At 59.3% G+C, this 18409-nt stretch carries 15 protein-coding genes; 5 read left to right on the top strand and 10 right to left on the bottom strand.

Annotation, left to right across the window (positions count from 1 at the left end):
• Window positions 1-33: 33 nt before the first annotated feature.
• On the top strand, window positions 34-981 hold the full coding sequence (locus V6M90_RS16580; protein WP_141065041.1) for a carbon-nitrogen hydrolase family protein: 948 nt from the start codon (window positions 34-36) through the stop codon (window positions 979-981).
• A 169-nt stretch (window positions 982-1150) separates the two neighbouring features.
• On the opposite strand, the gene V6M90_RS16585 is transcribed toward V6M90_RS16580, so the two are convergent.
• Genes V6M90_RS16585 through V6M90_RS16595 form a run of 3 tightly spaced genes read right to left on the bottom strand, consistent with a single transcriptional unit; the run spans window position 1151 to window position 3610 of the window.
• Window positions 1151-1702 carry a GNAT family N-acetyltransferase gene (locus tag V6M90_RS16585; protein WP_332846790.1) on the bottom strand — a complete coding sequence of 184 codons (552 nt, stop codon included), beginning with the start codon at window positions 1700-1702 and terminating at the stop codon, window positions 1151-1153.
• 5 nt (window positions 1703-1707) lie between these two features.
• Window positions 1708-2169 (bottom strand): LEA type 2 family protein, encoded by a 462-nt coding sequence (locus V6M90_RS16590; RefSeq protein WP_078732972.1) that lies wholly within the window; start codon window positions 2167-2169, stop codon window positions 1708-1710.
• Between the two features lie 13 nt (window positions 2170-2182).
• Window positions 2183-3610: a nucleobase:cation symporter-2 family protein gene (locus tag V6M90_RS16595; RefSeq protein WP_003173641.1), complete on the bottom strand. Its 1428-nt coding sequence runs from the start codon at window positions 3608-3610 to the stop codon at window positions 2183-2185.
• A 233-nt stretch (window positions 3611-3843) separates the two neighbouring features.
• On the opposite strand from V6M90_RS16595, the gene V6M90_RS16600 reads away from it, so the two are divergent.
• Window positions 3844-5469 (top strand): methyl-accepting chemotaxis protein, encoded by a 1626-nt coding sequence (locus V6M90_RS16600; RefSeq protein ID WP_042944600.1) that lies wholly within the window; start codon window positions 3844-3846, stop codon window positions 5467-5469.
• Window positions 5470-5557: 88 nt separating this feature from the next.
• On the opposite strand, the gene V6M90_RS16605 is transcribed toward V6M90_RS16600, so the two are convergent.
• The 5 genes from V6M90_RS16605 to V6M90_RS16625 all read right to left on the bottom strand — a co-directional run bounded on the left by V6M90_RS16605 (window position 5558) and on the right by V6M90_RS16625 (window position 10783).
• A complete protein-coding gene (locus V6M90_RS16605; protein WP_003173644.1) occupies window positions 5558-6535 on the bottom strand; it encodes a bifunctional glyoxylate/hydroxypyruvate reductase B in 978 nt (325 codons plus the stop codon).
• Complete coding sequence (locus V6M90_RS16610) at window positions 6532-7824, bottom strand: MFS transporter (protein WP_305429422.1); 1293 nt, start codon at window positions 7822-7824, stop codon at window positions 6532-6534. The genes V6M90_RS16605 and V6M90_RS16610 overlap by 4 nt, the downstream gene beginning before the upstream one ends.
• Window positions 7825-7870: 46 nt before the next feature.
• The gene (locus V6M90_RS16615) at window positions 7871-8812 is read right to left on the bottom strand and encodes a sugar kinase (protein WP_141063880.1); all 942 of its coding nucleotides are present in this window, start codon (window positions 8810-8812) and stop codon (window positions 7871-7873) included.
• Window positions 8805-9587 (bottom strand): sugar phosphate isomerase/epimerase family protein, encoded by a 783-nt coding sequence (locus V6M90_RS16620; RefSeq protein WP_003173647.1) that lies wholly within the window; start codon window positions 9585-9587, stop codon window positions 8805-8807. The genes V6M90_RS16615 and V6M90_RS16620 overlap by 8 nt, the downstream gene beginning before the upstream one ends.
• Window positions 9588-9748: 161 nt before the next feature.
• Window positions 9749-10783 carry a LacI family DNA-binding transcriptional regulator gene (locus V6M90_RS16625; protein WP_332846791.1) on the bottom strand — a complete coding sequence of 345 codons (1035 nt, stop codon included), beginning with the start codon at window positions 10781-10783 and terminating at the stop codon, window positions 9749-9751.
• A gap of 224 nt (window positions 10784-11007) precedes the next feature.
• Between V6M90_RS16625 and V6M90_RS16630 the strand changes: the two genes are divergently transcribed.
• The 3 genes from V6M90_RS16630 to V6M90_RS16640 all read left to right on the top strand — a co-directional run bounded on the left by V6M90_RS16630 (window position 11008) and on the right by V6M90_RS16640 (window position 16953).
• Window positions 11008-12276 carry a hypothetical protein gene (locus V6M90_RS16630; RefSeq protein WP_332846792.1) on the top strand — a complete coding sequence of 423 codons (1269 nt, stop codon included), beginning with the start codon at window positions 11008-11010 and terminating at the stop codon, window positions 12274-12276.
• Window positions 12277-12470: 194 nt separating this feature from the next.
• Window positions 12471-14471 carry a hypothetical protein gene (locus V6M90_RS16635; RefSeq protein WP_332846793.1) on the top strand — a complete coding sequence of 667 codons (2001 nt, stop codon included), beginning with the start codon at window positions 12471-12473 and terminating at the stop codon, window positions 14469-14471.
• Between the two features lie 214 nt (window positions 14472-14685).
• A complete protein-coding gene (locus tag V6M90_RS16640; protein ID WP_003173651.1) occupies window positions 14686-16953 on the top strand; it encodes an autotransporter outer membrane beta-barrel domain-containing protein in 2268 nt (755 codons plus the stop codon).
• 53 nt (window positions 16954-17006) lie between these two features.
• On the opposite strand, the gene V6M90_RS16645 is transcribed toward V6M90_RS16640, so the two are convergent.
• Together V6M90_RS16645 and V6M90_RS16650 are read right to left on the bottom strand one after the other, a co-directional pair.
• Window positions 17007-17480, bottom strand: coding sequence for a hypothetical protein (locus V6M90_RS16645; RefSeq protein ID WP_042944603.1), 474 nt, complete (start codon window positions 17478-17480; stop codon window positions 17007-17009).
• Between the two features lie 277 nt (window positions 17481-17757).
• On the bottom strand, window positions 17758-18357 hold the full coding sequence (locus V6M90_RS16650) for a LysE family translocator (protein ID WP_332846794.1): 600 nt from the start codon (window positions 18355-18357) through the stop codon (window positions 17758-17760).
• Window positions 18358-18409 lie beyond the last annotated feature (52 nt).

The following is an 18409-nucleotide window of genomic DNA, read 5'->3' on the forward strand; positions in this document are numbered from 1 at the left end:
AATGGGCAACCCCCCTTATTCGGAGTGACTGTAATGCCTGTTTCTACTGTGGCGGCCCTGCAAATCGGCGCATTGCCGGGCGGCAAGGCCGAAACCCTCGAACAGATCCTGAGTTACGAGGACGCAATCAAACGCAGCGGTGCGCAACTGGTGGTCATGCCCGAAGCCCTGCTGGGCGGCTACCCCAAGGGTGAAGGCTTCGGCACGCAGTTGGGTTATCGCTTGCCGGAAGGTCGCGAAGCCTTTGCCCGTTATTTCGCCAACGCCATCGACGTGCCGGGCGCCGAGACCGAGGCGCTGGCCGGGCTGTCGGCGCGCACCGGCGCCAGCCTGGTACTCGGTGTGATCGAACGCAGTGGCAGCACCTTGTACTGCACGATGCTGTATGTCGAACCCACCGGCGGCCTGGTGGCCAAGCACCGCAAGCTGATGCCGACCGGCACCGAGCGGCTGATCTGGGGCAAGGGCGACGGTTCCACCTTGCCGGTGATCGACGCGGCGGTGGGGCGTATCGGCGGGGCCGTGTGCTGGGAAAACATGATGCCGCTGCTGCGCACCGCGATGTATGCCAAAGGCGTCGAAGTGTGGTGCGCGCCTACCGTGGACGAGCGCGAGATGTGGCAGGTGAGCATGCGCCATGTGGCCCATGAAGGGCGTTGCTTCGTGGTGAGTGCCTGCCAGGTGCAGGACTCGCCCGAGGCATTGGGGTTGGAGATCGCCAATTGGCCTTCAGACCGCCCGTTGATTGCCGGCGGCAGCGTGATTGTCGGGCCCATGGGCGACATCCTTGCCGGGCCTTTGGTCGGTGAAGCGGGGTTGTTGACGGCGCGGATCGATACCGACGATCTGATCCGCGCGAGGTATGACTATGACGTGGTAGGGCATTACGCCCGGCCGGATGTGTTTGAGCTGACGGTGGATGAGCGCGAAAAGCCGGGTGTGCGATTTATCACTGATGTGGGAGGGGGCTTGCCCCGATGAGCATGGGTATCTACACAACTTCCGGTGAGCGAAAAAAAACTATGGCGAATGGGCTGTTGTGGGGGGGGGGGCAAGCCCGCTCACCACAGGGTGAATTATCAGCTTTTAAAAATTGTGTAGATACTCATGCCCCGCTCACCACAGAAAGCCCGCTTTCCACATTGGTTCTTCAGCGTCTGGACGATTGAGATTGCAGCCACTCTTCACGGGTCATTTCCCAGATATCCCGGGGGAACGTGCCTTCGACAAACTCACCTTCATCCGTCTTGATCAAACGCATGCCCGTACGTTCGGAAATCCGCCGTGACCCCAGGTTCGGCGCGGCCTTGGGCACGCGCATCAAGGGGCGTTCAAGCACGCCGAACCAATAGTCGGTCACCGCCGCGCTGGCCTCGGTCATCAAGCCTTGGCCCTGCCATGCCGGCGCGAGCCAGAAGCCTCGGTTGTTATCCACCTCATCCATCAGGCTGACATTGCCGATCAACAGGTCGGGCGCGGTTTTCAGACGGATCGACCAATGCCATTCCTCGCCACGCGCCATGGCGGGCAGGGCGGTGTGTTCCAGATAAGTTCGGGCGCCGTCCGCCGGATAGGGCCAGGGCACCAGCGCGTTGAGGTAACGCACCACCTCCCAGTGGGGAAACTGCTGCTGAATTGCGTCAGTGTCGTCCAGGGTCAGCGGGCGCAGGATCAGTCTTTCAGTTAACAATGTCGGTTGCATGGTGCTCACCAGGTCGCGGTGTTCGGCAAGTCCAGCGTGCCACGGTCGACAAAGCGCATCGTGCCAAACAGACCGCCCGCCAGTTTGCCGCGCAGCACGTAGGGCAGGTTGTTCAAGCTCTGGGTCTGGCTCAGGCCCAGGGTCTGGCGCAACACCGAGAACGCCGAAACGCTCACCGGCACGATCAGCACCGTCTCGGAAAAACGCGGGATGGAGCCGCTCTGATCAGTCACTCCCGACGCCAGCGGCCGACCGTTGACTTCCAAGTCCAGGGCCACGCCGTTGTAGTCGATCGCGGTTTCATTGGGGTTTTGTACCCGCAGTTTTACCGCGAAGCGCACTTCCAGCTCCTGGCTCTGCAGCGGCTCGATGCCCACCACGTTGATGTTGACCGGGTCGCGGTTGGGGAACAGCGCGCAGGCGCTCAAGGTCAGCAGCAACAGCGATAGAACCATGAGCCTGCGCATATACAAGGTGCTCCTATTGGGTGACGTCCGGGTCCTGCATGACTTTGAGGGTAGAAGATTCCGGATCGAATTCATCTTCTTGCAGCTCTATGAACGCTTCCGGCAGGAAAATGTTCAGCACGATTGCACAGAACGCACCCACGGTGATCGGCGACTCGAAGATGTTGCGCAGCGCCTTGGGCAAGTCGCGCAACACCTCGGGCACGGCGGCCACGCCCAGGCCCATGCCGAGGGAAATCGCCACGATCAGCACATTGCGCCGATGCAGCCCGGCTTCGGCGAGGATCTTGATGCCGGCCACGGCCACCGTGCCGAACATGATCAGGGTTGCGCCGCCCAGCACCGGCTTGGGCATCAGTTGCAACACTGCGCCGATCATCGGGAACAGGCCCAGCAGCACCAAGAGCCCGGCAATAAAGTACGCCACATAACGGCTGGCCACGCCGGTCAGTTGGATCACGCCGTTGTTCTGGGCGAAGGTCACCATCGGCAGGCTGTTGAAGGTGGCCGCCATCGCCGAGTTGAGACCGTCGGCCAGCAGTCCGGACTTGATGCGCTTGATGTACAGCGGGCCCTTGACCGGCTGTTGGGAAATCATCGAGTTGGCGGTCAGATCACCGGCCGCTTCCAACGGCGAAATCAGGAAGATCACCGCCACCGGGATAAACGCCACCCAGTCGAACGAGAAACCGTACTTGAACGGCACCGGCACACTGATCAACGGCACCTGGGGCAATGCCGTCATGTCCACGCGGCCCAGCCACCAGGCCACCACAAAGCCCAGGGTCAGGCCGATCACGATCGAACCCAGGCGCAGGAACGCGTTGTTGAAGCGGTTGAGTACCACAATGGTGAGCAGCACCAGCCCTGCCAGGCCCATATTGCCGGCCGCGCCGAGGTCGCTGGCGCCGAAGCCGCCGGCCATGTCGGTGACCGCTACTTTGATCAACGACAAGCCCATCAGGGTGATGATGGTGCCGGTCACTACCGGGGTGATCAGTTTGCGCAGCTTGCCGATGAACTGGCTGAGCACGACTTCGATAAACGCCGCGAAAAAGCACACGCCGAATATCGTCGAGAGGATCTCATCGGTGCCACCGCCCCGGGCCTTGACCATGAAGCCCGCGCTGAGGATCACGCTGATAAACGAAAAACTGGTGCCTTGCAGGCACAGCAACCCTGAGCCGATCGGGCCGAAGGTGCGCGCTTGCACAAAGGTGCCGAGCCCCGACACGAACAGCGCCATGCTCACCAGGTACGGCACTTCGCTTTCCAGGCCGAGCACGCCACCGACGATCAACGTGGGGGTGATGATCCCGACAAAACTGGCCAGCACATGCTGTAACGCGGCAAACATCGCCGCGCTGAAGTGCGGGCGGTCTTCAAGGCCGTAGATCAGGTCGGATTTATAGCGCGGGCGGGGGGCTTGAGCGTCAGACAAAGTAAGGGCTCGGGTCGGAAAATGGAGCCGCAGGATGCCAGAAACCGTCTATCGTCAAAAGTGTAAAAAAATATTTATGAATAGCCTGCATAAAACCCATGACCCCGCCGATAGCTCTTATAGGCCCACCGATCAATTACAACAGTGGTGACCAAGGTCTGAGCGGTGCGTTGACACCGATTGGCCGTTTCGCGGCAAGGATGCACGCAAACATTACTTCTGAGAGCTCTCTTATGTCACTTCGCCATCTCAATATTGCCCCTCGCGCTTCTCTCGGCTTCGCATTTATTGCGTTGTTAGTCGTTGTACTGGGCGTGTTTGCGGTCAACCGCATGACGCTGATTCGCGAGGCATCGGTGGCGATGAGCGCCAACCAACTGCCCAGCGTGACGCACCTGGGCACCATGATGGAGAACGTGCTGCGCATGCGCATCCTGTCGTTTCGCGTATTGGTCAACCGCGAACCGGCCGGGCTGCAGGAGGCTGAAACCCGCATTGGTGTGCTGACCGACAAGGTGAAGACCGCCCAGGCGGCTTACGCCAAGCTGCCTGCCGGGCAGGAGGAAGCGGCGCTGTTCAAGGTCTTCGGCGTCACTCTGGAGAATTACTTGAAGGCTCAGGCCGATATGCTCGCCCTGTCCAGGCAAGGCAAGGTCGATGAGATGCGTGCGCTGATCAACAGCCGCATCAAGGAAGGCACCGATCAGATGGGCGAGCAGTTGAACAAGCTGATCGCCATCAACGCGGCCGACGCCAAGTCGTCGGACGCCGAAGCTGGCCATGGTTACGAGAGCGCGATCACCGGCGTGATCATCGTATCGGTGGCCGCCGCGTTGCTCACCGTACTGCTGGCCTGGTTGCTGACGCGCAGCATCGTCACGCCGTTACGCAAAGCGGTGGCAGTGGCCGAAACCATCGCCGGCGGCAACCTCAGCAAAGTCATTGAAGACGATGGCAAGGATGAACCCGCGCGCTTGATCGGTGCCCTGGCCGCGATGCAAGCCAACCTGCGCCAGACCATCCGGCACATTGCCGGTTCGGCCACGCAGTTGGCCTCCGCCGCCGAAGAGCTGAGCGCGGTCACCGAAGAAGCCTCCAAAGGCTTGCAGCAACAGAACAATGAAATCGACCAGGCCGCCACGGCGGTTAACGAAATGACGGCGGCGGTGGAAGAAGTGGCGCGTAACGCAGTGTCCACCTCCGAGGCGTCCGGACAATCCAACCAGGCGGCGCGCGAAGGGCGTGACCGGGTGATGGAGACTGTCGGCGCGATCCAGACCATGACTCAGGACGTGCAGAACACCGCCGCGATGATCGAAGGCCTGGCCACGCAAGGGCGTGACATCGGCAAGGTGCTTGACGTGATCCGCGCGATCGCCGAGCAGACCAACCTGCTGGCGCTCAACGCGGCCATCGAAGCCGCCCGTGCCGGTGAGGCCGGGCGCGGTTTTGCGGTGGTGGCGGACGAGGTGCGCGCCCTGGCCCACCGTACCGCCCAGTCGACCCAGGAGATCGAGAAAATGGTCGCCGGCATTCAGAACGGCACCGGCGAGGCTGTGCAATCCATGCAACAGAGCAACCAACGCACCCATAACACCCTGGAAATGGCGCGTGCCGCGGGTGTGGCGCTGGAACAGATCACGCAGTCGATCAGCCTGATCAACGAGCGCAACCTTGTGATCGCCAGCGCTTCGGAGGAACAGGCCCAGGTGTCCCGCGAAGTGGACCGCAACCTGGTCAACATTCGTGACCTGGCCACCCAGTCGGCGGCGGGTGCCAACCAGACCAGTTCGGCCAGCCATGAGCTGTCGCGTTTGGCGGTGGATTTGAATGCGATGGTGGCCAAGTTTGTAATCTGATCCACTTTGCAAGCAATCCAACCGTGGGAGGAGGCAAGTCGAATCGTCGCACCGCCCCTCCCACATGGGTTTTGTGGTGTGTCAGGGGTTATTGCTTCCAGGCCCCTGGATTCACGAGGTTTTTCGGCTTTTGCCCCGCCAACGCCGCCAGCAGATTATCCACCGCACACCGGGCCATCGCCTCCCGTGTCTCATGCGTCGCCGAACCGATATGCGGCGTCGCCACCACATTGTTCAACCGTAACAACGGCGAGTCGTGATTCAACGGTTCGCGCTCGAACACATCCAAACCCGCCGCGCGAATCGTGCGCTGGCGCAGCGCCTCGACCAGTGCCGCTTCATCCACCACCTTGCCCCGCGAGATATTGATAAAGATCGTTTCGGGGCCCATCAGCGCGAATTCTTCAGCGCCAATCAGCTTTTCGGTTTCAGCCGTGAGCGGCAGGGTCAGGCAGACGAAATCGGCCTCCTTGAGCAAGTCTTGCAGGTTGCGGTACTGCGCGCCAAAGCGCTCTTGGACCCGAGGCTTGGGCGAATGGCTGTGGTAGATCACCGGCATGCCGAAACCGAAGTGCCCGCGCTGGGCCAGGGCTTCACCGATGCGGCCCATGCCGATGATGCCCAGGGTCTTGCCGTGCACGTCGCTGCCGAAGTGCGCCGGGCCGATGTTCTTGTGCCATTGGCCGGCGCGCACCATGTCGGCCAGCTCGACCACACGCCGGGCGGTGGCCAGGATCAGCGCAAAACCGGTGTCGGCGGTGGTTTCGGTGAGCACATCGGGCGTGTTGCTGAGCAGGATGCGGCGCTCGGTCAGGTAATCGATGTCGTAGTTGTCGACGCCCACCGATACGCTGGCTACCGCTTCAAGGTGGGGCGCCAGGTCGAGCAACCGGGCATCCAGGCGCAGGCTGGCGCCCAGCAGGCCATGGGCGCCGGGCAGGGCGTCGCGCAGCTTGGCCAGGCCGGCGTCATCCAGCGCGTCGATCAGCGTGACCTCGGCGTGTTCATGCAGGCGAGCCATCAGTGGCGCGGAGAGTTTCTTGTACAACACGACGGATTTTTTCATGAGGTCTTTACCTTCAACGCCAGAGTGGGCACCGGCGAGCGGTCGCTGGCGCCGGGCTTGAGGAAAATCGTCAGCACCACCGACAGCATCAACGCGCCGCTCATCAGCAGGTACGACGCGCCGGGCGAACCGGTGCTGCTATTGAGGTAACCCACCAGGTACGAGCCGCCGAACGAGCCGAGCGCGCCCATGCTGTTGATCAGCGCCATGGCGCCACCGGCGACGTTGGCCGGCAGGATTTCCGGCACGATCGCAAAGAACGGACCGTACGGCGCGTACATGCATGCCCCGGCAATTACCAACAGGGTGTAGGACCACCAGAAGTGTTCGGCGCCGAGCAGGTAGGACGCATAGAAGGCTATCGAGGCGATCAGCAGCGGCGGCCACACAAAGCGTTTACGCTTTTGCAGCTTGTCCGACCCCCAACTCACCACCAGCATGGCGATGACCGCCGCCAGGTAGGGCAGCGCCGAGAGCCAGCCGGCTTCGACCATGTCCATTTTCAAACCGGCCTTGAGGATCGATGGCAGCCACAGCACAAAGCCGTACACGCCGATGCTCCAGCAGAAGAACTGCAGCGCCAGGATGATCACCTTGGGCGAGCGAAACGCTTCGCCGTAGTTTTTCACCGCCTTGATCCCCACCTGTTCGGCGGCGAGGGCGCTTTCCAGTGAGTGTTTTTCGCCGTCGCTCAGCCACTTGGCATCCTTGGGACGCTCGTCGGCCAGGCGCCACCAGATAAACGCCCACAGCACCGCCGGCAAGCCTTCGATGATAAACATCCAGCGCCAGCTGTAATGCTGCACCAGATAACCCGAGACCACCGACATCCAGAGCATGGTCACCGGGTTGCCGAGGATCAGGAAGGTGTTGGCGCGCGAACGTTCGGCGCGGGTGAACCAGTGGCACAGGTACACCAGCATCGCCGGCATCACCGCGGCTTCGACCACACCGAGCATGAAGCGGATGGCGATCAGCATATAGGCGTTGGACACCACGCCGGTCAGGGTGGCGAGGCTGCCCCAGAGGATCAGGCTGACGAAGATCAGCTTCTTGACGCTACGTTTCTGCGCGTAGATCGCCCCCGGTACCTGGAAGAAAAAGTAGCCGAGGAAAAACAGCGCGCCGAGCAGCGAGGACATGCCCGGCGTGATCATCAGGTCTTCGGCCATTCCGGAAGCGGCGGCGAAGCCGTAGTTGGCGCGGTCCAGGTAGGCCAGGCTGTAGGTGATGAAGACGATGGGCATGATGTACCACCAACGGCGGGTGGCGAGTTTCACGGTGTCCATAAGGTTGCTCCTGAGCTTGTTGTAGTTGTGGCAACAGGTAGTGGGTTTATGCAACGGATCGAGCGGGTAATTCGGCGCGGGTCGGCAGGCCCTCCATGTCGCCACGGCTTTGCACGGCGCGGCTGCCGATCCAGTTGCCGCGCCGCACCGCCTCGGGGAAGCTTGCGTTTTCCAACAGGGCGCTGATCATGCCCACGGCAAACCCATCGCCCGCGCCCACGGTGTCCACCACGTTGTCCACGCGCACGGCGGCGACGAAGCCCTGGTCCAGGTGGGTGCGGTAGTAGGCGCCGTCCGCGCCGAGCTTGATGGCCACGGCTTCGGCGCCCTGGTCGAGGTAGAACGCGGCGATGTCGGCCGGGTCATCGAAGCCGGTCAGCAGACGGCCTTCGCCCAGGCCCGGCAGGACCCAGTCGGCCAGCGCGGCGAGGGCGTTGATCTCGCGGATCATCTGCTGCTCGCTGGCCCATAGCGACGGGCGCAGATTGGGGTCGAACGACACACTGCGCCCGGCCTTGCGCATCTGTGTCATCAGCTCGCGGGACAGCGCCCGGGTGGCCTCTGACAATGCCGGCGCAATCCCGGTGGCGTGCAGATGGCGCGCTTGCAGCAGCGCAGGGCTGATGGCCGCGACAGACAAATGGCTGGCGGCGGAACCTTTGCGAAAGTACTCCACCTGCGGGTCCGCACCGCCTTCTTCACGGGACTTGAGCTGGAAACCCGTGGGGTGCAGCGGATCGACGGCCACATGCCGGCAATCCAGCCCTTCCTGTTTGAGCGTATCGACCACAAAACGCCCGAGGGAATCATTGCCCACCCGGCTCAGCCAGGCCACCTTGAAGCCCAGGCGCGACAAGCCGATGGCGACGTTGCTGTCGGCCCCGGCAATGCGTTTATGAAAGTGCGTCACCTGGGCCAGGTCGCCGGTCTGCTCGGCGACGAACATCGCCATGGTTTCACCAAACGAGAGGATATCGATCTCAGACATGGGCGTTCTCCCCAACGGGTTGGCCAAGGCGGGCGAGGGTGGCGACCTGCTGCGCGGTGACTTCGATCAGGTCGTCGCCTTGCAGCGGAAATTCCACCGCCCGTGTAATCCCTTGAGTCATGTGCTTGAGCAGTTGTTCCCACAGATGCAGGTCGGTGGCGCCGGGCGGCAGTGCCACCAGCTTGCCGTCCGCGCGGCGCGCCACGGCCTTGCAGTGCAGGTAATCCACATGCCGGCCCAACAGGCGTGCGGCGGTGAGGGCGGATTGGTCCTGCCACTGCCAGTTGCCGATGTCGAACGTCATCTTTACCGGCAGGCCCAGGCGCTCGACCTCGCTGAAGAAGCGTTGCATCGGTTCGATGCGCCCGCCGTGCAGGGTCTGGTCGTTCTCCACCAACAGCTTGACCGGGTGGCGGTTAAGCAGGGCGTGCAGGCTTTGCAGGTCATTGGTGTCGGTGAAGTAGCCGAGGGAGACCTTGAGCCAACGTGCGCCGAAGGCTTGGGCGCGGTCCAGGGTTGCGCCGAGTTCGGCATTCGGCTGGGCGCGGCCGGCGACCCACAGTTCCAGCGGTGACGAGAATACCGATTCCAGGCCCTGTTCGGCGGCGGCCTGGGCCAGCTCGGCGGGCTGTTCGACGGTCAGTAACTCTTCACGCCATTCGATGCGCTGGGCACCGGCGCTGGCGAGCAACTCGACAAAACTCAACTGGCCCTGCTGGCGAACCAGGTCGGCGCCGTAGCTGGAAAGGCTGATGGAGACGGGGTATTTGTGCATTGTTATTTACCTCTGAAACCGGTTTCATTTTTATACGTAAAACAAACTGTGGAAGCTGGCTTGTTGTAGTGAGCAGGCTTGCCCTGCGCTGGGCTGCGAAGCAGCCCCACTGGATCTTCAGTGAACCTGTCGGGGGACAAGTTGAATCGTCGCACCGCCCCTCACTGCAGCAAGCCAGCTCCCACAACGGATCGGGTGGAGCCTCGGACGATGAGTTGTGGCAGAAAATCCAGGGTACGTGTTGGCCCGGTATCACCGCGCAAACGCTTGAGCAGACAGTCAAAAGCACTGGCGCCAAGCGCCTCGGTGGGTTGGGCGAGGGCGGTGATGCCGGTGCCCACCAGGGGGTACCAGTCCAGGTCATCCAGGGCGATCAGGCCTACGTCGTCAAACAGGTTGCAACCCAGTGCCTTGAGTGCATGAGTGCAGGCCAGCGCGGCGACGCCGTTGGCGCAGAACACCGCTTTGGGACCCGGTTTGGCGAGAAACGCCTGCAGGCCGCTTTCGAGGTTGCCATCCAGCTCCAGCACCGCGCCGGTCAGCACCGGGTGCCGGACGATCTCGGCTTTGAAACTCTCCAGGCGTTCCACCCGTGAACTGGTGCCATCGGCGGCTTCGCTCACCAGCAAAACCTCGCGATAACCCTGTTGCTCCAGGTGCTCCACCGCCATGCGCACTGCTGCCGGGTTATCCAGGCCGACCAGATCGCTGTGCAGCGGCTCGACCTTGCGGTCCACCAGCACCAGCGGCATTTCCCGTTGCAATTCCAGCAGTTGGTCGAGGTGATGGCCGAGGGTGTTTACGATCAGCCCTTCGATGTTGTACGAGCGCAGCGCCGCCAGATGCTGGCGCTCCTGCTCGTCGTCGCGGTCGGTGTTGCACACCACCAGGCTGTAGCCGTGCCGGCGGCAGGCGGTTTCGACGCCGTGCATCACGGCAATGGAATAGGGGTTGCGGATGTCGGCCACCAGCATGCCGATCAGGCGCGTACGGCCGCGTTTGAGGCCACGCGCCATCTGGTTGGGGCGGTAGCCGAGTTGTTCGATGGCTTGTTCGATGCGCAAGGCGATGGCATCGGAGAGCAGGGCGCGGTCGTCGCCGATGAACCGCGAGACGCTGGCCTTGGACACGCCGGCGTGTTGGGCGACATCAAGCATGGTCACGCGGCTGCGCTGGGCGGCGGAAAATGAGGTCACGGTGGTGCCTTTTTTATTGGAATTGAAATCAGCTTGAAACCGGTTTCAGAAGAGCATTGGTCGATGAGCTCCGTCAAGAAAATCTTTAATGAGTTAGGCGTCGGCCATGTCAAAAACCGATGAACGGCGCGGCTACCTGTCAGGTTTGACAGTATCGGAGTGATTATTGGAGGTGTTCAATCGGCTTCAAGTAAGCACAGCTACTGCCATAGCGGGAGACGAGCATGAGCACACCAAAAAAGGGTCAGCCAGACGGGGCTGCGGCTTCTGGGACGAGCAGAAGCCCAAAGCCGGCGCGACCTAGTGTTGTGAATGCCCTTGCTGACGGGCTGGTGCCTGCGCAGTACTATTTTAATGATTTAGAGGTTCAGCTTGTTACGCCTTGGACTGTTTTACCTGGCGACGGCGACACCCACTGGGTCGTTTTTGAATGGAGTGACCGTAGCGCTGCGCCTGTCGATGTGACGCCGTTCCTGGAACTGCCGGGTCCATTGGACCCCGATGATGACTTTCCCTATACAACGTCGATCCCTCAGGCATTTTTGCTGAACAGTGCAATCGTGGATCTGACGTATCGCATCCACCTCGATACGCCGGACAACCCAGTCTGCGATCGATCCGATGTCACGACGATTCGGATCGATCGCGATGCGCCGGGTGCTGGCGAGTTGCTCGCTCCCGCAATTTTCCCTGTCGATCCCATCACGGATGGGTACTTGGACAGCACCCTCCTGGTCCCGATGGAAATCCCGGGTGGCTACGGGGGCCGTGAGGCGGGTGATGCCATACTGCTGTATTTTTCTGCCATGAATGCGTTGCCGACGGGGGCACCCACCCTCATTTCACCTCCGCAACCCGGCGCTACCGGCCCGCTGATCGTTGAAGTACCCAATACGGTTTTTCGCAATTTCCCGGGTGCGTTGTTTATCTTTTGTTTCTACCGTCTGAGGGATCGCGCCGGTAACCTCAACCCACAGTTTTCAGAGGTGGCGCAAGCTGGACTGAGCGTTGCCATACCGTCCCCGACGTACCTCAGACCGAGGTTTCCACAGACAGAATCGGACCCGATCAACAACCCGAACAAGTACATGTCGTGTGCCTGCATACCGCGCCTCTGGGAGGGCGTTGAAATTCGCATCGATCAGGGCACCTCGTCGTTTCCGGTCATCCAGGATGGGGATCTTGTCACGATGCGGTTTCAGGGATACCGCGGGGCCCCCGATGTGGATCCGCTTCCCGATATCGTTGAAACCCAGACGCATGTCTGGGACGGCGTCGCGGATGCCGACGGCTATTCCTTTTCGATTACTGATGTCGAGCGCTTGATTCGCCCGCTCAAGGAGTATGCAGGCGGGGAGGCGAGCTACATGGTTTCCCGAGGGGGCGCCATCATTGGCCGCTCTTTTTCCAGATTCGCGCGATTTGACCGTGTCGTTCCGTCCGCGCCGCCAACCCGTTATTGCTGGATTGACGGCAATCTACCGGAGCCTTGAGGCGAGCGACCACATTGGCCTTCGCATAGTGATTTAAATCCAAGTTTCAACCTCCCGAGTTGTGCCGAAAATCAGTCGGCGGGGAAAGGTGTTGCCGAGATTCGGGACGTCGTCACGCTCGACCGCCGAAATGAACCTGGCGAACACAGCCATGTGTGTAAGGAACCTAACCAATCAATAGTGGAGATCTTCAAATGAGCAGCGATCCAAAAACGTCCTCTGAAACCACCGCTAACCCGGCAGCCGTCACGATTGACGAGGCCCTCGACGATGCGACCGGCACGATTCCGGCCAATCTTGCGACAGTCGGAATCACCGCTGAATGCAAAACAGGTGACTTGACGGATTTCGATGACTGGTTTGAAGTCGAGATGCGGGACCTTCAGGCAAGCCCACCTACCTGGGTCAGTGTCGGCGGGCCGACGCAACTGAACACCACTCCGATACCTGACAGATTTAATATTTCTATTGAGCCACCGCGCGGTGGATTTCGGCACGGCTTCTATGAACTCAGAAGCCTGCAATCTCGAGATTTTCTCGGTGCTCCAGGCGTACCTGACCCGGAAGACATTTCCGATCCTGGCGCGTTCACCGTTGACCTGATTCCGCCGTATAGCGATCCCATCTATAGTGCTCAGCCCACTGCCGTCATTTTTCCAAGCAATCTGCCTGACGGTGCGGTTATCGACGAGACCTATCTGACGATGAATGGCGGAGTACAGTTCGCTATTCCGGACAATACCTTCGTTCAGCCGTCTGGCAAATGGCAGGCTGGCGATTTCATTATTTTCTATTGGAGCCCTGTGATGTTTCCGCGCGACGTCGACATCGTAAGTCCCCGCCCGGGCGGTATTCCGATGCTTGAGACCGGTAATAGCTTTTTTCTGCCTCGCGCGAAGATTGACCTGAGTGGGACTTACCGGGCGTTTTACACCATCACAGACAGGGCAGGTAACCCCAGCCGCCCCTCGTACATCGAGGAGCGTGAAGTCCGGTTAATCCCCGACCCCATACCCGGTGAGCTGTTTTTGCCGCTGGCACCCGCGCCGGAGGGTGGAAGTACCGACGACTTGATCAATATCGCCGATTATCTGCGGGACCCTGAAGTTTGGGTCTGCGCCTATACCAATCACGCCCCGACGCTCGATCGGCTCGAAGTGCAATGGACCACCCAGTCGTGGAGTGGTCTGGGCCCGGTTTTCGATACGTTCCCGCAAACGTTCAATGGCATGCAAGCGCAGATCAAGGCTTCTTATACACGGACCACGGTCGGGCCGCAGTCGGTGCCTGTGCGATACCGAATTTCGCGAAATGGCTCGCTGTTTACGTCTTTGGATAAAAACATTCAGCTCGATTTGTCAGTAGGTGGTCCGGTTAACCCAGGAGAACCTGGCGACCCCAATATCAACCTGAATCAAGCCCACGTATTTGGCGAGGGTTCGACGACGCCGGATGTGTTGTTGCCCGAGCATGCCGACCAGCTCGTGCGTGTGGACATCGTGTTGTGGACGGTCGCAGTGGAGCCCCATCCGGGGCTGTCGATCATCCTGCTTTGGGAAGATGAGCGAGTTGGGCCGTTTTCTATCGGTACAACAGCGGGCGGCGATACTTTTTCTTTCAACATTGGCTGGGAGGTCGTCGCCCGCCACGGTAACGACATGAAGACCATCAAGTATCTGGTCATCGACCCGGCCACGACCAACGAAAATGAATCTCCACATACCGAAGTCGACGTACAGGATGCGGTATCGGTGATGTTACCGATGGCTCAGTACGTCGCCCGCAATCCCGCCACCAATCGTTGGGACTGTAGTTCGTTGAAAATCCGAACACCGGGGACGCCACCTGTACTCTATGGCGAGGTTTATGTACCAGGAGATGAAAGGATGGTGCTGGGCGCGTCGCTGACGCTGGAACTGAGCCTCTTCAATACACACACGCCTTTTCCACCAGGACCGTTTACATTGCCGCTTGTTCATACACCTATTACCCAGGACGATATCGATAAGGGCATCACATTCCAAATCGATTACAAGGGGTATTTGGACAAAGCACCTTTAGGCGAGTGCGATGCTACTTACTTTACTGTGTTGAACAATGGTGTGACCGGACGCGGTGTAAAATCGAATACACGTGTTGCGATGGGGAGGACTCATGTCTTCTGTGACGGGTCAGAGGTACCGACGACTCCCTGAGGTTCGAGCACATAGACATTGATATGATAAGGGGAGCGTTGCTCCCCTTTTTATTTCTGCACCACGCTGCTGTCGATTCAGTCTGCTCAATAAGATAAGTCCTACAGTACTTGGGATATTCAATCCGTACTCTCTGCGCCGCACAGGCAAGGCTTCATTCCCCGGGAACGAGCCATGCCGTTTTCGAAGGCTCTACTCCAGAGAGTGAACAATCATGCACAGATTAACCCACTTCAAACTCAAACCCCTGAGTGCGATGATGAAAGTCCCAACGATGACCCTGCTTATGTTTGCCGCCGTTCAAGGAACGGCCCAGGCAGGTCAGTTGATTGGCGAAAGCAAGACCATCGATTCCAGTGAAGCCTCCAATGACTGGCAACTCGATCTGAAATCCGAACTGACCCTCAACGGGGCCCGTGCGCAAAGTATCAGGGTCAATGATTCGGCCTTGATCGTGAATGCCGGCAGCCGGGTTAATGATATCCATGCTACCCAGGGTTCCAGCGTCAGTCTTACGGGCGCTCGTGTAGAGTCGAGGAGCCCGACATGGGCGGCTGTACGTCTGGCCGACAGTACTGCGACCATTACCGACAGTACGTTGATCAGTCACACTCACGTCGGACTGCAAGCCTTTCAAACCTTGGGCTCGCTTCAGGGTGGGATTGCCGAAGTATCCAACAGTGTCATCAAGGGTACTGTTGGAGGAGCCACCGCTCAACGCAACAGTGAATTGCATTTCAAACAAAACACGCTGGTGGAAGGCACTGGAGCGGACAGTTTCGGTGTTCTTCTGGACAGCGGTGGGTTGGTGACGGCCAGCCAAAGTACATTGATTGGCGGCAAGAACGGTGTCGTCGTGACCAACCAGTTGAACAATGCCGAGATGGGCAAGCTGGTCCTGGATAACTCACAGGTGGAAGGTCGCACAGGCTCTGCAATTGTTGTCGAAGGGCGGCCGGGGCGAGTCCCGACGGTTGATATCGATGTACGCAATGGCTCTACCCTGACCGGTGGCAATGGCACATTGCTGGAAGTCAATGGCGGCGCTACGGCGAACATGAATATCGACAACAGCCGCTTGAACGGCAACGTCATTGTCGAGGATGGCAGCACCGCGCACTTGAACCTGCAGAACCAGGCAGGCCTGACCGGCCAGTTGCAGAATGTAGCTCGTCTGGACATAGGCGATCAGTCGTTCTGGGAGTTGACCGCAGACAGTCAGGTCGGTGCCTTGAGCCTGGCAGGCGGGACCGTAAAGTTCGGTGATAGCGATGCGTTTTATCAGCTCGACCTGGATAGCCTCGACGGTAACGGCACGTTTGTGATGAGCACCGATTTTGCTCGTGGCATCACGGACTTCCTGAACATTGAAGGTGAGGCCAACGGCAATCACAGCCTGTTGCTGGCTGCCAGCGGTGCCGAGCCAGTCAACCCCGAAGACATCCGCATCGTGCACACTGGCGGCGGTGATGCGCAGTTCTCCCTGCTGGGCGATGTGGTGGACGTTGGCGCTTATTCCTATGGCCTGAAAAAGGAAGGCACCGACTGGTTCCTTGACCCGAATAACCGCGTGATCAGCCCAGGCACCCGTTCGGTGCTGGCACTGTTCAATACCGCGCCGACCGTGTGGTACGGCGAGGCGACTTCACTGCGTACGCGTATGGGTGAGCTGCGTTTCGAGCCTGGTCAGGCGGGTGTATGGATCCGTGGTTATGGCAACAAATACAAAGTGTCCGACAGCACCGGGATTGGCTACAGCCAGAACCAGCAGGGCTTTACCTTGGGTGCCGACACTCCGTTGGCCGACAGCCAGTGGCTGGTGGGTGTGATGGCGGGTCACAGCACCTCGGACCTGAACCTCAAGCGCGGTACTTCCGGCAATGTGAAGAGCTACTACCTGGGGGCCTACGCAACCTGGCTGGACGAGGAAAGCGGCTTGTATTTCGATGCCGTGGCCAAGGTCAACCGGTTCCAGAATGAGTCCAAGGTCGGTCTGAGTGATGGCACTTCGTCCAAGGGCAAGTACAGCAACACCGGTGGCGGCTTGTCGGCTGAGTTCGGTCGTAATATCAAGTTGGATGACGGCTTTTTTGTCGAGCCTTACGCCCAAATGTCCACTGTGGTTATCCAGGGGGCCAATTACAACCTGGATAACGGCTTGCAAGCCAAAGGCGAACGTACGCGCTCGATCACGGCCAAGGCCGGTGCGACCGTAGGACGTGACATCCAACTCGACAGTGGGAGCGTGGTGCAGCCTTACCTGCGAGCGGCAATGGTGCACGAGTTTGCCAATAACAATAAGGTTTCTGTGAACAATAATGTGTTCAACAACGACCTGTCCGGCTCCCGCGCTGAGTTCGGAGCGGGTATGGCGGTGAAGTTGTCGAAAAATCTGCAATTGCATGCCGACCTTGAGCACAGCAGTGGCGGCAAGGTTGAACAGCCGTGGGGGGCCAATGTGGGTGTTCGCTACACATGGTAACTAACGCTTGATTAAAAAGCCCGTATCGCAGGATACGGGCTTTTTTTTGTTTTTCAGCTGTATGAGGTTTTCAGGTCGAAGTTTATGACCATTTCATGGGATTTTCCCGAGGGGTTTCTCTCTGTGCGGCCACTGCAAGCCCCTGCAATATGAATACCACGAGTAGAGATTTCCTGAATGGACAAAGTGCCTGTGATAACGCGTACGGCGTATTTGTTAAGAGCAGTATCTACGGTAAACCAAACTCTGATATTGGTGAACTCACCTTCCGCCAGATGGAAAACCGTACCTGCCGGGGTGTCGTCCGGAAACTGAATATAAACTGTTCTTACGGTGTTACTCAGTGCATCTGCATTGCGACCAGTAATCCCGAAGATGCGCTTTTCGGTATCGTGGACGACGTCTTTTGTCTGGATCGGAATGGTGTGCGAGTCTACCGAAGTTGTAAAACTTCCTTGCCCGATGCGCGGTTTGGGAAACAAAATCTGTGCTTGGTGAGGCGTTAACATTGCGAGCTGTGCTGACATGATGGCGACTCCATTATAGAGGTATGAGGCGAAAGTACCGGATACGCTGGTTTAGTTATAAGATGCCAGTACGCTCGTGCTGTAAACTGTCAGAACTAACAGTGTACAGCGTACTCAATTCATGATTGACCCAAGAGACTGCAGGGTACCTGCCAGTATTGACGCTGTGCAGGCGAGCCATCTCGTTTAGAAACCTCATGCATCTTGTTTGTATTTTATGTTTGGGCGTTTGAAGCGCTCTTTTAATGTCTTTTTATACTAAGTGTATCGAGCTGTCTCAGGTGAAAGCACTGAACCCTGCCGAGCACAACAACAAGGTTCCCATGCATCGATTGAAGTTGACTATCGCTCGGGGAGATCGCTTTACCCGGCCATAACCTGTACCCAGCAATGCCCAAGCGCTGAGGCATGGCAGGGAAATCAGGAAAAATATCAGTGACAGGTGCAATATACGGCTTTGCTGATCTGCGCCGTCCCCCGCGAACGCACTGATCACGGCGAATGCCATCAACCAAGTCTTGGGGTTGATCAGTTGCAAACTTGCACCGCCAAACAGGCCGAGTCGCTTTTGCAGCGCTTGTGGCTCTATGGTTTGCGGCGCCGCGGTGAAAATCTGCCAGGACAGGTAGCTCAACCAGGCCAATCCTGCGCAACGCATCGCAGTCTGTATGCCAGGCAGGTGTACCAGGGACTGGCCCACGCCCGAACCCACCAGCAGCACAATCCCCGCCGCCCCCGCGCAAGCTCCTAGAATGATCGGCAACGCCGCCTTGAAACCGTAGCGGGCGCTGTTGCTCATCACCAGGATATTGGTCGGGCCTGGGGTGATGGAGGCGACAAAGGCAAACAACATGAAGGGCGGCAAGGTAGACAGCATGGCGGTGACTCCGATAAACCAAACGATGGAGTCGATCTTCACAAGCCTCTGC

The organism is Pseudomonas lactucae (assembly GCF_036688725.1).
Classification (GTDB): Bacteria; Pseudomonadota; Gammaproteobacteria; order Pseudomonadales; family Pseudomonadaceae; genus Aquipseudomonas; species Aquipseudomonas lactucae.

Coding starts and splice junctions, on each gene's coding strand:
- V6M90_RS16580 (WP_141065041.1), top strand. CDS start 34: ATGCCTGTTTCTACTGTGGCGGCCCTGCAAATCGGCGCATTGCCGGGC.
- V6M90_RS16585 (WP_332846790.1), bottom strand. CDS start 1,702: ATGCAACCGACATTGTTAACTGAAAGACTGATCCTGCGCCCGCTGACC.
- V6M90_RS16590 (WP_078732972.1), bottom strand. CDS start 2,169: ATGCGCAGGCTCATGGTTCTATCGCTGTTGCTGCTGACCTTGAGCGCC.
- V6M90_RS16600 (WP_042944600.1), top strand. CDS start 3,844: ATGTCACTTCGCCATCTCAATATTGCCCCTCGCGCTTCTCTCGGCTTC.
- V6M90_RS16605 (WP_003173644.1), bottom strand. CDS start 6,535: ATGAAAAAATCCGTCGTGTTGTACAAGAAACTCTCCGCGCCACTGATG.
- V6M90_RS16610 (WP_305429422.1), bottom strand. CDS start 7,824: ATGGACACCGTGAAACTCGCCACCCGCCGTTGGTGGTACATCATGCCC.
- V6M90_RS16615 (WP_141063880.1), bottom strand. CDS start 8,812: ATGTCTGAGATCGATATCCTCTCGTTTGGTGAAACCATGGCGATGTTC.
- V6M90_RS16620 (WP_003173647.1), bottom strand. CDS start 9,587: ATGCACAAATACCCCGTCTCCATCAGCCTTTCCAGCTACGGCGCCGAC.
- V6M90_RS16630 (WP_332846792.1), top strand. CDS start 11,008: ATGAGCACACCAAAAAAGGGTCAGCCAGACGGGGCTGCGGCTTCTGGG.
- V6M90_RS16635 (WP_332846793.1), top strand. CDS start 12,471: ATGAGCAGCGATCCAAAAACGTCCTCTGAAACCACCGCTAACCCGGCA.
- V6M90_RS16640 (WP_003173651.1), top strand. CDS start 14,686: ATGCACAGATTAACCCACTTCAAACTCAAACCCCTGAGTGCGATGATG.
- V6M90_RS16645 (WP_042944603.1), bottom strand. CDS start 17,480: ATGTCAGCACAGCTCGCAATGTTAACGCCTCACCAAGCACAGATTTTG.
- V6M90_RS16650 (WP_332846794.1), bottom strand. CDS start 18,357: ATGCTGTCTACCTTGCCGCCCTTCATGTTGTTTGCCTTTGTCGCCTCC.